The organism is Rhodococcus sp. NPDC079359 (assembly GCF_040702585.1).
Classification (GTDB): Bacteria; Actinomycetota; Actinomycetes; order Mycobacteriales; family Mycobacteriaceae; genus Rhodococcoides.
The window spans coordinates 483932-497484 of the sequence record NZ_JBFBLH010000001.1 but is presented as its reverse complement, the minus strand read 5'-3'; the positions used below and the strand labels follow the sequence as shown (position 1 = coordinate 497484).

At 65.8% G+C, this 13553-nt stretch carries 12 protein-coding genes; 6 read left to right on the top strand and 6 right to left on the bottom strand.

Features of this window, described 5'->3' with window-relative positions; genetic code table 11:
* The first annotated feature begins 92 nt into the window (after positions 1 to 92).
* Both AB0362_RS02420 and AB0362_RS02415 read left to right on the top strand, forming a co-directional pair.
* Positions 93 to 713 carry an RDD family protein gene (locus tag AB0362_RS02420; protein ID WP_317784664.1) on the top strand — a complete coding sequence of 207 codons (621 nt, stop codon included), beginning with the start codon at positions 93 to 95 and terminating at the stop codon, positions 711 to 713.
* Between the two features lie 127 nt (positions 714 to 840).
* Positions 841 to 1968: a hypothetical protein gene (locus tag AB0362_RS02415; RefSeq protein ID WP_366234741.1), complete on the top strand. Its 1128-nt coding sequence runs from the start codon at positions 841 to 843 to the stop codon at positions 1966 to 1968.
* Positions 1969 to 2035: 67 nt separating this feature from the next.
* On the opposite strand, the gene aspS is transcribed toward AB0362_RS02415, so the two are convergent.
* A complete protein-coding gene (gene aspS / locus AB0362_RS02410) occupies positions 2036 to 3820 on the bottom strand; it encodes an aspartate--tRNA ligase (protein ID WP_366234970.1) in 1785 nt (594 codons plus the stop codon).
* Positions 3821 to 3990: 170 nt separating this feature from the next.
* Between aspS and AB0362_RS02405 the strand changes: the two genes are divergently transcribed.
* Positions 3991 to 4914, top strand: a complete 924-nt coding sequence (locus AB0362_RS02405; RefSeq protein ID WP_366234740.1) for a neutral zinc metallopeptidase — start codon at positions 3991 to 3993, stop codon at positions 4912 to 4914.
* A 26-nt stretch (positions 4915 to 4940) separates the two neighbouring features.
* Here AB0362_RS02405 and AB0362_RS02400 read toward each other — a convergent pair whose 3' ends face one another.
* Complete coding sequence (locus tag AB0362_RS02400; protein WP_366234739.1) at positions 4941 to 5969, bottom strand: Rv2578c family radical SAM protein; 1029 nt, start codon at positions 5967 to 5969, stop codon at positions 4941 to 4943.
* Between the two features lie 124 nt (positions 5970 to 6093).
* Here AB0362_RS02400 and AB0362_RS02395 point away from each other — a divergent pair, with 124 nt between their 5' ends.
* The gene (locus tag AB0362_RS02395) at positions 6094 to 6564 is read left to right on the top strand and encodes a DUF3237 domain-containing protein (RefSeq protein WP_317533092.1); all 471 of its coding nucleotides are present in this window, start codon (positions 6094 to 6096) and stop codon (positions 6562 to 6564) included.
* Between the two features lie 7 nt (positions 6565 to 6571).
* On the opposite strand, the gene AB0362_RS02390 is transcribed toward AB0362_RS02395, so the two are convergent.
* Genes AB0362_RS02390 through AB0362_RS02380 form a run of 3 tightly spaced genes read right to left on the bottom strand, consistent with a single transcriptional unit; the run spans position 6572 to position 9181 of the window.
* Positions 6572 to 7225: a hypothetical protein gene (locus AB0362_RS02390; RefSeq protein ID WP_366234738.1), complete on the bottom strand. Its 654-nt coding sequence runs from the start codon at positions 7223 to 7225 to the stop codon at positions 6572 to 6574.
* Positions 7215 to 8486, bottom strand: a complete 1272-nt coding sequence (hisS, locus tag AB0362_RS02385; protein WP_269594190.1) for a histidine--tRNA ligase — start codon at positions 8484 to 8486, stop codon at positions 7215 to 7217. The genes AB0362_RS02390 and hisS overlap by 11 nt, the downstream gene beginning before the upstream one ends.
* A gap of 2 nt (positions 8487 to 8488) precedes the next feature.
* Complete coding sequence (locus AB0362_RS02380; RefSeq protein ID WP_366234737.1) at positions 8489 to 9181, bottom strand: MBL fold metallo-hydrolase; 693 nt, start codon at positions 9179 to 9181, stop codon at positions 8489 to 8491.
* A gap of 191 nt (positions 9182 to 9372) precedes the next feature.
* On the opposite strand from AB0362_RS02380, the gene AB0362_RS02375 reads away from it, so the two are divergent.
* Together AB0362_RS02375 and AB0362_RS02370 are read left to right on the top strand one after the other, a co-directional pair.
* Entirely contained in the window at positions 9373 to 10236 is an 864-nt protein-coding gene (locus AB0362_RS02375; RefSeq protein WP_094670240.1) for a peptidylprolyl isomerase, read from the top strand.
* On the top strand, positions 10233 to 11027 hold the full coding sequence (locus AB0362_RS02370; protein WP_366234736.1) for a peptidylprolyl isomerase: 795 nt from the start codon (positions 10233 to 10235) through the stop codon (positions 11025 to 11027). Before AB0362_RS02375 ends, AB0362_RS02370 begins: the two co-directional genes overlap by 4 nt.
* Positions 11028 to 11096: 69 nt before the next feature.
* Here AB0362_RS02370 and AB0362_RS02365 read toward each other — a convergent pair whose 3' ends face one another.
* Positions 11097 to 13400: a RelA/SpoT family protein gene (locus AB0362_RS02365; RefSeq protein ID WP_317784300.1), complete on the bottom strand. Its 2304-nt coding sequence runs from the start codon at positions 13398 to 13400 to the stop codon at positions 11097 to 11099.
* Between the last annotated feature and the right edge of the window lie 153 nt (positions 13401 to 13553).

Below are 13553 nucleotides of genomic sequence, written 5' to 3'. Positions count from 1 at the left end.
AGTGCTTGACACCCTCTCCGTGGTGGGGTTCGCTCGGCGAGAATCGAGTATTCGTTCGACGCACGCCACACTTTGCAACCAAAGGGAATCTCGTGAGTGACAATTCACCCAACGGACCGCAGTACGGCTCCGATCCGAACCAACCCCAGTACCCCACGAATCCAGCGTCCGGTTACCCACCGCCCGGCAACTACCCACCGCCCGGCAATTACCCGCCCCCGGGCAACTATCCTCCGCCACCGGTAGGCGGAAACGCCGGATTCGGACTGGGCTCGCAGTTGCCCGGCGGCGCGCAGCCCGGCAGCCTCGGATCACGTTTCGCGGCGCGCTTCCTGGACTTGCTCATTCTCGCGATCGTCCAGATCATCCTGTACTTGATTCTCCCCAGCGGGTTCTTCGGAACTTTCCTGATGGGTCTCGCGACTGCGCTCCTCGGCTTCGCGTACTTCACGCTGCTCGAGTCCTCCCGCGGCCAGACTCTGGGCAAGCAACTCCTCGGCCTACGCACCCTCGGCCCAACAGGCGGACTGCCCACTCAGGCCGAGGCGGCCAAGCGCAATGCCTTCCTTCTGCTCAACATCGTGCCGTTCGTCGGCAGTTTCCTGGTGATCGTGGCGTACATCGTCGTTGCGGTGACCATCAACTCCAGCCCGACCAAACAGGGCAAGCACGACGAGATCGCCGGCGGAACCCAGGTCATCAGCATCTCGTAACAACCTGTCCACGCACGAGCGGACCTCCGACATCAGGCGGAGGCCCGCTCGTCTGCGTTCACAGTGTTACGGGGTCTCGGTGCTCCGAACCACCCCACGCGTCCCGACCACAGACCAGGAGAACGACGTGAACGACGATCCGACAGACGAACCGCGGCCCGGCCAGGGTTCCGATCCCGACGGCCCCGAAACGCCGAACACTCCCCCGCCGAACACGGAAAACACCCCGCCGCCTGCCGGCGGTCAGTACCCGCCCCCGCCCGGGAACTATCCGCCGCAGGGCAACTACCCACCGCAGGGACCTCAGGGCGGCTACCCGCCTCCCGGTGGCTACCCACCCCCGCCAGGAAACTACCCGCCCCAGGGCAACTACCCACCACAGGGACCACAGGGCGGCTACCCGCCTCCCGGTGGCTACCCACCCCCGCCAGGAAACTACCCGCCTCAGATCGGCGCGCCCGGCAGCTATCCACCGCCACCCGGTGCGTATCCACCCCCGCCCGGCAACTACGCGAGCTACGCGAACTACGAGAACCAGGGCTACGGTCAGGCTCCGCTGGGCCCGAACCCCGGCCGCCTCGAGGTCGGTGCCGCGCTGAGCTACAGCTTCGACAAGTTCAAGGCCAATGCGGGACCGTGGATCGGTTTGTCGGCCATCGTGTTCGTTTTTGGTGCGGTTGCGTTCGGTGTGGTCTTCGCATCGAGCATCGCCGCGGCGATGAACGCCGACAATCGAGGCGAGACCATGGACACCGGAGCCTTCTCGGTGCTGTCGATTCTCGTCACGATCGTCGTGAGTATGGTCAGCTACTTCGTCAACGCGGCATTCGTTCGCGGAGCACTGGACGAGACGGGCGGATTCCAGAAGCCGCCCCTCGGTCGATTTTTCCAGCTCACCAACGTTCCGCAGATCGCGATCCTGGCAGTGATCTGGACTGCCGTCAGCGTGCTGTCGAGTTTCGTTCCGTTCCTGGGGACGGTGCTTCTGCTCGTGGCGAGTGTCCTGACGATCTTCTCCTTGACATTCGCCCTGGACCAGAATCAGTCGGCCATCGACTCCATCAAGTCGAGCGTGGACCTGGTGGTCAAGAACTTCGGGCCCGTCATCTTGTTGATTCTGGCCTTGGCCGCGATCAACATAGTCGGTGCTATCCCCTGCTTCCTCGGATGGCTGGTGACCATCCCGATCTCGGTGATCGCGACCAACTACGCCTACCGCGTCCTCACCGGCGGTCCGCTGTCCCCCGCACGCTGACCTGATCCGAACAGACGAATGTCCCCGTAACGCACTGCGCTACGGGGACATTCGTTTTCGAACCCTTCTAAGCCTCGGCTGGTTCTTCCTTCTTCTCCGGCTTGAAGTCGACGCCCGATTCCTTACGCTGCTGCGGCGTGATCGGTGCGGGCGCGTCGGTCAACGGGTCGATGCCGCCACCGGACTTGGGGAACGCGATGACCTCTCGGATGGAATCGACTCCGGCGAGCAGCGCGGTGATGCGATCCCAGCCGAACGCGATGCCGCCGTGCGGCGGTGCGCCGTACGAGAAGGCATCGAGAAGGAAGCCGAACTTCTCCTGTGCCTCTTCCTTGCCGATACCCATGATCGCGAACACCCGTTCCTGAATGTCCTTGCGGTGGATACGAATACTGCCGCCGCCGATCTCGTTGCCGTTGCAGACGATGTCGTAGGCGTAGGCCAGAGCAGATCCGGGGTCGGTGTCGAACGTATCCATCGACTCCGGCTTCGGAGAGGTGAACGCGTGGTGCACTGCCGTCCACGCACCGGATCCGACGGCCACGTCCCCACTGGCTGTGGCGTCGGACGTGGGCTCGAACAGCGGGGCATCGACGACCCACACGAACGCCCACGCCTTCGGGTCGATCAGGTCGAGCTTACGAGCGATCTCGCCGCGCACGGCACCGAGCAATCCACGGGATGCCTTGACAGGGCCGGCGGAGAAGAAGATCGCATCGCCGTTGTTCGCGCCGACGTGTGCGGCGAGGCCGTCGCGCTCGGCGTCGGTCAGGTTCTTGGCAACCGGACCACCCAGCGTGCCGTCCTCACCGACGAGAACGTAGGCGAGGCCCTTGTGGCCACGCTGCTTGGCGAATTCCTGCCATCGGTCGAGCTGCTTCCGGGGCTGGGTCGCGCCACCGGGCATGACGACCGCACCGACGTACGGGGCCTGGAATACTCGGAAGGTGGTGTCGGAGAAGAAGTCCGTGCACTCGACCAGTTCGATCTCGAACCGAAGATCGGGCTTGTCCGAACCGTAGCGGCGCATGGCCTCGGCGTAGGTGATCCGCGGAATCGGAGCCGTGAAGTGATACCCGACGAGCTTCCACAGCGATGCCAGGATCTCCTCGGCCAGCAGGATGACGTCGTCCTGAGTGACGAAGCTCATCTCGACGTCGAGCTGAGTGAACTCCGGCTGACGGTCGGCGCGGAAATCCTCGTCCCGGTAGCACCGGGCAATCTGGTAGTAGCGCTCGATACCGCCGACCATGAGCAGCTGCTTGAACAGCTGCGGACTCTGCGGCAGAGCGTAGAAGCTACCCGGCTGCAACCGCGCCGGCACCAGGAAGTCGCGGGCACCCTCGGGGGTGGATCGCGTGAGCGTCGGAGTCTCGACCTCGACGAACTCGTGGTGCGCGAGCACCGAGCGGGCGGCGGCGTTGACGTGCGAGCGCAGGCGAATGGCATGCCCCGGTCCCTCACGACGCAGATCGAGGTAGCGGTACTTCAGACGCGCTTCTTCGCCCGGCTGGTCGTCGAGCTGGAACGGCAGCGGTGCCGCCTCGGACAGGACCTCGATCTCGGAGGCCTCGACCTCGATTGCACCGGTGGGGATCTCGTAGTTGGCGTTGCCCTCGGGGCGGCCCTCGACCTTGCCGGTCACCTTCACGACGTATTCGGCGCGCAGGCGATGGGCCTGCTCGAGTGCTGCTCCCTCACGGAAGACGACCTGGGACACACCGGACGCGTCGCGCAGATCGATGAAGATGACGCCGCCGTGATCGCGTCGGCGGGCCACCCATCCCGTCAGCGTCACGGTTCGGTCGACGTGCTCGGGGCGTAATGAGCCGGCGAGGTGGGTGCGCAGCACGGGTGTCCTTTCGAGAAAAATCCGCTGATCGTGTTCTTCGCTCACCGATCCTACGGAGCACATGACCGTAGAAGGAAACGAGATCGCGACGCGGCATGCGAAGCTATGGCCGACAGCAGCGATGTGCGTTCTCGCCACAGGGTGGGAGCTCGGCGGAGAGGAACTCGGGCATGACCTTCAGAGAAGGTTCGCGGATGGAGCGGGGTCGAGTCTCCGTCGGCGGCAGCGGTGGCGGCGGACGCGGTGGCAAACTCGCCATCGGCGGTGGTGCCGGCGGCCTGATCATCATCGTCATCGCACTGCTCTTCGGCGGAGATCCCGGTTCGATTCTCAACCAGATCAGCGGTGGTGACAGCTCGGCGGGGCAGGTCGACTCCGGCACCTCGGGGACCCTCGAGGGCTGCGAGACCGAGGCGGACGCGAACAGCAAGATCGACTGCCGTATCGGATTCACGGTGTCGAGCCTGGACACCGTCTGGGAATCTCAGCTGCAAGCGCAGACCGGCGTCGCCTACGTTCAGCCCGGCGTGAATCTGTTCTCGGGAGCAACCAACACCGGCTGCGGCAACGCCACCAGCGCCGTCGGGCCGTTCTACTGCCCGGCCGATTCCACCGCCTACTTCGACACGAGCTTCTTTCAGGTTCTCGTCGACCAGTTCGGCTCGAGCGGCGGCCCCTTGGCGCAGGAGTACGTGGTGGCGCACGAGGTCGGCCATCACCTGCAGAACCAACTGGGCGACATAGGCCGCGCGCAGGCCGATCCGCAGGGACCCGAGTCCGGTGGCGTCAAGGTGGAGTTGCAGGCCGACTGCTACGCCGGAATCTGGGCGCACTACGCAGCCGACACGGTCGATCCGGCCACCGGGGTTCCGTTCCTGGAGCCGCTGACCACCACCGACATCGACGACGCTCTCTCCGCCGCGTCGTCGGTGGGCGACGACCGAATTCAGCAGGCATCCACCGGCAGCGTCAACCCCGAGGGCTGGACGCACGGTTCGTCTGCACAGCGACAGGCATGGTTCACCGCGGGCTACGAGACCGGGCAGGTCGCGGCCTGCGACACGTTCTCGGCACGCGACCTGAACAATCCCTGAACCCCGAAGTAGTCGGAACGACGTAGTCAGAACAGGGTGAGGGCCGGCCCCGAGGTCACCGACGCTCGGGGTTCGGCAGGTTCGTTGACCGGCAGCGAGCGGGTCTGCTCTGGGGCGAACCCGTACTTGTCGAGCAACGGATCGATGCGGCCACGTAGCCACTGCTTGTACTCCGGAGTCACGTACGCCCCGTGCCCGTAGAGCTGACGGTACCGCCGCACCAACGCGGGGTGCTCCTTCACCAGCCAGCTCATGTACCAATCTTTGGTGCTCGAACGCAGATGCATCGGCAGGGCCGTCACGGTCGTCGCACCCGCCTCGGCCAGAGCACCGATGAGGCCGTCCAGTTGCTTGGCCCCGTCGGTGAGAAACGGAATGACCGGTGCCACCAGAACTCCGCACTCCAGTCCGGCGTCGCGGACCGCTCGAACGAGGTCCAATCGCGCTCGCGGACCGGGGGTTCCGGGCTCGAGCTGCTTCTGCAGGTCGGCGTCGTGAATAGCGAGGCTGATGCTCACGTGCACATCGACTTGCTGGGCGGCCAACGTCAACAGAGGTAGATCGCGTCGCAAGAGTGTGCCCTTGGTCAGAATCGAGAACGGAGTGCCGGATTCGGTCAGTGCCCGAATGATGCCGGGCATCAACCGATATCGACCCTCCGCGCGTTGATAGGGGTCGGTGTTGGTTCCCAGCGCCACCGGCTCACGCTTCCACGATCGCCGCGAAAGCTCCTTGCGCAGAACGGCCGCGACGTTGGTCTTGACGACGATCTGCGAGTCGAAGTCGTTGCCGGAGTCCAGATCCAGGTACTCGTGCGTCGGGCGGGCGAAGCAGTATCGACATGCGTGCGAGCATCCGCGCATCGGGTTGACGGTCCACGAGAAGGGCACCTGCGATTCGCTCGGGACCTCGTTCAGGGCGCTCTTGCACAGCACCTCATAGAAGGTGATGCCCTCGAACTCCGGCGTCTGCACGCTGCGGACCAAACCCGACCGCTCGAGCCCCGGTAGCGCCCCGTCGTCCGCGGCGTCGAGAGTCTGGCCCGCCCATCGCATGCACACAGTCGAACATTTGTTCTATGTCGTGTCAAGGCCGGCTCGCCCCGGCCGATCCCCGCTCGGGTGTGGTCATCGGAAGGCGATACCGTAGGCCCCCAGTCGATCCTAGGAGTGCACCGCCGTGACCGCCCCGAACACACCGACCCTCGAACCCATTCTGCGTCTTGGCCTCACACTCGGACCGGGAATCGACATCGGTTCGGTACCCGCGGGCGAGCGGGTCGTCACCACCGTGCTCGGCGGCGCAGCTCCCGGCCCCGACATCGAGGGGACTCTCGCAGCCGGATCGACCGTCGTCAGCGTGACGCGGCCCGACGGATGCACCGAGTTCAGCAGCGACCTCGTTCTGGAATTGGCGACCGGAGGCTACCTCTCCTTGGACTATCGAGGGGTTCAGTTCGGGCCTGCCGAGGTCATCGAAGCTCTGAACGATCCCGAGCGTGAGGTCGATCCCGCCACGTACTACTTCCGCGGCACCCTCCGCGTGTCGACGGCGGTGCCGAAGTTCACCTATCTCAACCGCGCACTCGTCGTCACGTCCGGATCCCGCTCCGCCGAAGCCGTTGTGCTCGACGCTTTCCTGGTCACCTGATCACGGTTCAGTCAAGCAGCTGCGCGACCTCGCGGTCGGTCAGCGTGGCCTGCGGAGTTCGCCCTTTGCTTCGAACCAGTTCGACAGCGCGATAGAGCGGCCGCTGATCGAGTCCGGCATCGCGTGCCTCGGCACGCAGCTGATCCACCAGCACCGATGCGATCGCTGCGGCGGGCACCAGCTCGGTGGTCCACAGCGAGTCGGCGAGGCTGCGTAACGCGAGAATCGGCAGCTCACGGCCCCCGTCCCTGGTGTAGAGCGCAAGAGGAACCACGATGTGTGTACGCCCGTCGTAGAGCCGCAGCGAGATCTGATCGATTCCGGCCGTTCGAATCGTCAGTTCGGCCGTCACCACCTCCGGCATCTTCAGCCGGCGCGTGCGCAACCCTCGCGCGCACAGTTGCGGGCCGTCGAGCCACACCCGTCGGCGCAGACCGAGCCAACCCGACAGCACTGCGGGACCGCCGACGATCACCCCGACGAGAACTGCAACCCATACCGGCGCGAACAGCGCCAGGACGACGGCGAGAAGAATCCCGATCGCAGCCGACCCGACCATTATCTTGCGCAGGCGCGGTGCCAGGAACTCCACCGAGACCAGGTCGAGGGCTACCGGCCCCGCGTTGGACCGAGAGTCACCGGGCCGGGACTCACTGGGCAAGGCGCGCTCCGAGGGCGTCGACCACGTCGGCCATCGGAACGGTGTCCTGCTCGCCGTTCGAAAGGTCTTTCACCAGAACCGATTCCGCGGCCAATTCCTGGTCACCGAGCATCAACGCGAACCGCGCCCCGGACCGGTCGGCGGCCTTCATGGCACCCTTGATCCCGCGATTGCCGTAGGCCATGTCCACGGCTATTCCTCGTTCGCGTAGCTGAGCCGCGATGTCGACGATCGCCAGCTTGGCGCCGGCACCCATCGGAACGCCGAAGACCTGGCATCGTGACGTCGCGCCCGCGGTCTTGCCTTCGGCGGCGAGGGCCAGCACGGTGCGATCGACGCCGAGGCCGAACCCGATTCCGGAGAGCGCCTGCCCGCCCAGCTGTTCCATCAGCCCGTCGTAGCGTCCGCCGCCGCCGATGCCCGATTGTGCGCCGAGCCCGTCGTGCACGAACTCGAACGTCGTCTTGGTGTAGTAGTCCAGGCCCCGCACCATCCGCGGATTCACCAGGTACGGAACGTTCATCACGTCCAGGTATGCCAGCACTTCGTCGAAGTGTTCCTTCGCCGATTCGGAGAGGTGATCGAGCATCAGCGGTGCGTCTGCGGTCATCGCGCGCACCTCAGGGCGCTTGTCGTCGAGCACCCGCAGCGGGTTGATCTCGGCGCGTCGACGGGTGTCCTCGTCGAGCGGAAGCGCGAACAGGAACTGCTGCAACAGCTCTCGGTACTGCGGGCGGCAGGTGTCGTCGCCGAGCGAGGTGATCTCGAGCCGGAACCCGGTGAGCCCGAGGGTCCGGAAACCGGCGTCGGCCACCGCGATGACCTCGGCGTCCAGCGCCGGGTCGTCGACGCCGATCGCCTCGACACCTACCTGCTGCAGCTGCCGGTACCGGCCGGCCTGCGGGCGTTCGTAGCGGAAGAAGGGCCCGGCGTAGGCGAGCTTGACCGGCAGCGCTCCCCGATCCAATCCGTGCTCGATCACCGCGCGCATGACTCCTGCGGTGCCTTCGGGACGCAGCGTCACCGATCGATCTCCGCGGTCGGCGAAGGTGTACATCTCCTTGCTCACCACATCGGTCGACTCCCCGACTCCGCGGGCGAACAGCCCGGTGTCCTCGAAGATCGGCAGTTCGATGTGGCCGTAGCCGGCGTTGCGGGCGGCGTCGAGCAGCCCCTCGCGGACGGCGACGAACTCGGCCGAGTTCGGGGGGAAGTAATCGGGGACGCCCTTGGGCGCAGAAAAGGCGGTCGGCTTGCTCACGTTCACAGCTTCCCTTGCTCGGGGTCGGTGAGTCCAACGAGGAACGGATTGGACTCACGCTCCTGGCCTATCGAACTCTGTCCGCCGTGCCCCGGGAGCACCACCGTGTCATCACTGAGCGGTAGCAGCCGACTCGCGATCGATCGCAGCAGCTGATCATGATCGCCGCCGGGCAGGTCGCTGCGCCCGATCGATCCCGCGAAGAGGGTGTCCCCGGTCAGTGCCAACGGAACCGAGCCGTCGGGCCCATCTGCGTGGGCGAGGAACACGACGGATCCCTGGGTGTGCCCGGGTGTGTGCACCACCGTGAACTCGATTCCGGCGAGCTCGAGCCGGTCACCGTCCGTGAGCTCGATCACCTCGGGCGGTTCGTGGAACTCGAGGTCGCCCAGCACTGCCGCCAACGTCGGGCCCGTTCCCTTGATCGGATCGGCCAGCATGTAGCGGTCCTCGGGTGCGATGTACGCCGGGACGCCGTACTTTGCGCAGATCGGCTCCACCGACCACGTGTGGTCCAGATGACCGTGCGTGAGCAACACTGCGGTGGGGGTGAGCGAGGACTGCGTCAGGAAGTCGATCAGCGGATCCGCGGCGTCCTGACCGGGATCGACGACGACACACTCGGACGCGTCGTCCTGGGCCAGGATGTAACAGTTGGTCTGAAACATGCCTGCGGGGAATCCGGTGACGAGCAAGACAAACGCTCCTAAAGGCTGAGGCCGAAGTACCGAGCAAGCTTAGTGTGGCCGCTCGCGTCGGGTCCCCCCAGCATGCTCTCAGGCAACAGTGGCAAACTCGCGTTGGCCGATTCTCGGCCGGTTACCACACGATCGGTCCGTGCAGCGAGCGGGCGAGGTCGTTTTTCGACAAGCGGGAGGAACACGAATTGCCCAGCAACGAGCAACGGCGCGAGGCTGCCAAACGAAAGCTCGAACGCCAACTCGTACGCCGCGCCGAGCGAGCGCGGCGTCGTAAGCAATTGACGATCGTCGGTTCCGTTCTCGGCGTCGTCGCGGTCGTGGCCGTCGTCTCGGTCGTGTTCGTGGTGACGCGCGGTGACGACGATGCGAGCACCGCGCAGGAATCGTCGACGTCGGCACCTGCCGATTCGATCATCGCAGCGGGACGCACCGAGCCGCTGCCCGAGACGGTGAACTGCTCCTATCCCGCTGCGACGCAGCCGGCGGCCAAGGAGAACACTCCCCCGCGCACCGACAACGTCCCCACCAGCGACGAGCCGCTGAGCTACAGCATGACCACGTCTGCGGGCAACATCGGTCTGACGCTGAACAATCCCGAGGCTCCGTGCACGGTCAACAGCTTCGTATCGCTCGCCAATCAGGGCTACTTCGACGGCACCACCTGCCATCGACTCACCACGGGCGCGGGCCTGCAGGTGCTGCAGTGCGGCGATCCCACGGGCACCGGCTCCGGTGGTCCGGGGTACCAGTTCGCGGACGAATTCCCCACCGATACGTATGCCGAAGGCGACCCCGCCGCACAGACCCCGATCGCATACCCGCGCGGAACGTTGGCCATGGCCAACGCAGGCCCGGGTACCAACGGCAGCCAGTTCTTCCTCGTCTACGGCGATTCCGAACTGCCGCCCGCCTACACAGCGTTCGGCACCATCGACGAGACCGGACTCGCCACTCTCGACGCCATCGCGGCCAAGGGAGTGGAGGGCGGCGCATCCGACGGAGCGCCCGCCGAACCGGTCGACATCACGTCCATGCTGAGCGACCTGTGAACCGCACCTCGGCGCTGACGATCGCGGTCTCGGCCACCGCGCTGGTACTCGCAGGGTGTTCCGGTTCGACCGAACCGGCGGCCGCACCGACCACGACACCGTCGTCGACGACGACCACGACGACCGAAGCACCCGCGCCGCGTCCTGCACTCGACCTGTCCCGGTTCGGTGCGTTGCCGCCCGTGCCGCAGCCGACGACCGATACGGTGTCCTGCTCGTATCCGGCGGAGTCGCCTGCCGCCAAGGAGGTCGACGCTCCTGCGACCGACAACATCGACGTGTTCGGAAACGTCGACGTGACGCTGTCCACCAATCAGGGTCCGATCGACATCACACTCGACCGGACTCAGGCACCGTGCACCGTCAACAGCGTCGTCGGCCTCGTTCAGCAGGGTTATTTCGACGGCTCGCCCTGTCACCGACTGACGACGTCACCGGGCCTCGAGGTATTGCAGTGCGGTGATCCGTCCGGGTCCGGTCGAGGTGGACCGGGATACACCTTCGCCAACGAATACCCCACCACCGCGTACACCGACGACCCGGCGCAGGCCGAGAATCCGGTGGTCTACCCCCGAGGAACGTTGGCCATGGCCAACGCAGGCCCCGATACCAACGGCAGCCAGTTCTTCCTGGTGTACGCCGATTCGGTGCTGCCGCCGCAGTACACGGTGTTCGGCACGATCTCGGACTCCGGTCTGCAGACCCTCGACGCCATCGCTGCGGGCGGGGTCACCGGTGGCTCAGAGGACGGCGCACCGGCGAACCCGGTGATCGTGGAGTCCGCCGCCTGAGTTCGCGTTCGAAAGCCGAGAGGGTGAGCAGAACATCTGCTCACCCTCTCGTCGTTCTCGGACTGCCGCTCAGGCAGCGGACGTCAGGCGGTACACGTCGTAGACGCCCTCGACGTTGCGCACGACGTTCAGCACGTGCCCGAGGTGCTTCGGGTCGCCCATCTCGAACGTGAACTTGCTGATCGCAACCCGGTCCCCCGACGTAGCGACGGACGCCGAGAGAATGTTGACCTTCTCGTCGGCGAGCGCCTTGGTGACGTCGGAGAGCAGTCTGTGACGGTCGAGTGCCTCGATCTGAATGGCGACCAGGAACACCGACGACGCCGACGGTGCCCACTGAACCTCGATGAACCGTTCGGACTGTTCCTCGAGCGAGCGTGCGTTGGTGCAGTCGGTGCGGTGGACACTCACCGATCCACCACGGGTGACGAATCCGAGGATCTCGTCTCCCGGCACCGGGGTGCAGCACTTGGCGAGTTTCGCGACGACGCCCTCGGATCCGGTGACCAGTACGCCCGCGTCGCCGACCTGACGTGGTCGAGTCGGGATGGTCGACGGTGTCGACCGCTCGGCGAGCTCTTCCTCGACATCGCCGACGCCGCCGAGATGGGCGACCAGCCGCTGCACCACATGGCGAGCGGACACATGATTCTCGCCGACCGCGGTGTAGAGCGCAGAGACGTCGACGTACCGCAGCTCGTGCGCGATTGCCGACATGGACTCGGCATTCATCAAGCGCTGCAAGGGAAGTCCGCCTCGACGGACCTCCTTGGCGATGCCGTCCTTGCCCGCCTCCAGAGCTTCCTCGCGGCGCTCCTTGGCGAACCACTGGCGAATCTTGGTCTTGGCACGCGGTGAGGCGACGAAACCCTGCCAGTCCCGGCTCGGTCCGGCAGTGGCGGCTTTCGAGGTGAACACCTCGACCACTTCACCGTTGTCGAGAGTGCGTTCCAGTGCCACGAGTCGACCGTTGACCCGCGCGCCGATACAGCGATGCCCCACCTCTGTGTGCACCGCGTACGCGAAGTCGACCGGACACGATCCGGCGGGCAGGGTGACCACGTCGCCCTTGGGCGTGAAGACGAAGATCTCCTTGACCGCGAGGTCGTAGCGCAGCGACTCGAGGAACTCCCCCGGATCGGCGGCTTCTCGCTGCCAGTCGAGCAACTGACGCATCCACGCCATGTCGTCGACCTCGGCATTGTCCTGCGAATGCTTGCCCTTGGTCTCCTTGTAGCGCCAGTGCGCCGCAATTCCGAACTCGGCTGTACGGTGCATGTCCCGCGTCCGGATCTGCACCTCGAGGGGCTTGCCCTCGGGTCCGATCACCGTGGTGTGCAGCGACTGGTACACCCCGTAGCGCGGCTGCGCGATGTAGTCCTTGAAACGGCCCGCCATCGGCTGCCACAGCGAATGCACCACGCCGACAGCGGCGTAGCAGTCGCGGATCTCGTCGCACAGGATGCGGACGCCCACCAGGTCGTGGATGTCGTCGAAGTCGCGGCCCTTGACGATCATCTTCTGGTAGATCGACCAGTAGTGCTTCGGGCGACCCTCGACGACGGCACTGATGCGCGACGCGGCGAGTGTCGCGTTGATCTCGGCCCGAACCTTTTCGAGGTAGGTGTCGCGGGACGGCGCACGATCGGCCACCAGACGCACGATCTCGTCGTACTTCTTGGGGTGGAGTATGGCGAACGCCAGGTCCTCGAGCTCCCACTTGACCGTGGCCATTCCGAGCCGATGGGCAAGCGGCGCAATGACTTCCAGCGTCTCTTTGGCCTTGCGCGCCTGCTTCTCCGGGGGTAGGAACCGCATGGTGCGCATGTTGTGCAACCGGTCGGCGACCTTGATGACCAACACCCGCGGATCCCGCGCCATCGCGATGATCATCTTGCGGATGGTCTCGCCCTCGGCCGCAGTTCCGAGCACGACCTTGTCGAGCTTGGTCACTCCGTCCACGAGATGTGACACCTCGTCGCCGAATTCCTCGGTCAACTTGGCGAGCGAATATCCGGTGTCCTCGACGGTGTCGTGCAGCAGCGCCGCAACCAGCGTGGTCGTGTCCATCCCCAGCTCGGCCAGAATGTTCGCCACGGCGAGGGGGTGGGTGATGTAGGGATCGCCGGACTTGCGCATCTGCGAGGCGTGCAACTCGTCGGCCACGTCGTAGGCCCGTTGCAGCAACGTCAGGTCGGCCTTGGGATAGAGCTCCCGGTGCAGGCTGACGAGTGGCTCGAGCACCGGCTTGACCGCCGCGCTGCGTCCAGCGGTGATGCGGCGCGCCAGACGTGCTCGCACTCGCCGCGATGCCGAGGTGGGGACAGGTGCCGAATTACGGGTTCCCGACGGAGCCTGCGAATCGTTCGCCACCGGGTCGTGGGGAACCGGAGTGTCGACGGCCGGGCGGGATTCACCGGACGCGGCCTCGTCGGTCGTGACGCCGTCGACGCCGGTCCGATCGCTGACGCCGGTCTGATCGGCAACTGCGGGCCGCTCGGGGACGGCAGGCCCATCGGGCAAGGG

Bases quoted from the DNA above. Each gene is read 5' to 3' on its own strand.
- AB0362_RS02405 (WP_366234740.1), top strand. From the start codon at position 3,991: ATGACCTTCAGAGAAGGTTCGCGGATGGAGCGGGGTCGAGTCTCCGTC.
- AB0362_RS02400 (WP_366234739.1), bottom strand. From the start codon at position 5,969: ATGCGATGGGCGGGCCAGACTCTCGACGCCGCGGACGACGGGGCGCTA.